The organism is Facivitalis istanbulensis, from assembly GCF_040560405.1.
GTDB classification, from domain to species: Bacteria; Pseudomonadota; Alphaproteobacteria; order Sphingomonadales; family Sphingomonadaceae; genus Sphingomonas; species Sphingomonas istanbulensis.
In genome coordinates this window covers 1-539 of sequence record NZ_JAVSCQ010000090.1, presented here as the reverse complement: position 1 = coordinate 539, position 539 = coordinate 1, and the positions used below count along the sequence as shown (strand labels likewise).

Here is a 539-nt window from a genome sequence, read left to right as displayed (position 1 = left end):
AAACTCCACCATATCCGATGAGCCCGGTGGCCACCGTGACGCCGACGCCGGGGTGGGGCCTCGGCCCCACCCCGGCATACACCATCATCTACACCGGGAATTTACACCACGACCGCGGACGCTAACAAACGCCCTGAGAAAACACGTTCGGGGAAGTCACGGGTCAACTTTGCTTCGAGCATATCTGCCATGATGGTCAGCAATCGGTCACATTGCGCACTTTTGAGGGCGGCGTCTGCCGTATCCTGCGGGAACACCTCATCCAGCAGATACGCGTTCATAGCCGTTTCGATCTGCTGACGGCTCAGATCACCATGGTGCTCCCAAGCTCGCAGTCGCTCAATGTCCAGCGGGCCGCGAAGCACATAGCCTTCGAATTCCACAATTTCTGGCCATAGGAGAGTGCAGAAGGCTATCACTACTTTGGCAGAAGTATGATTTTTGGGATTCCCAGTGAGGGAGATGCATGATTCATAGGGCGCCAGCTTTGATGGAGGCTGGCGATGGAAGAGGATTGGCAACGCGATCTGGAGTGCTGG

General features: G+C 56.6%; 1 protein-coding gene. It reads right to left on the bottom strand.

All coding sequences use genetic code 11. The annotated features are described in order from the left end of the window. Positions 1–101: 101 nt before the first annotated feature. Positions 102–539: hypothetical protein (locus tag RN629_RS18310; RefSeq protein WP_407036500.1), on the bottom strand; the 438-nt coding region annotated here is incomplete at its 5' end.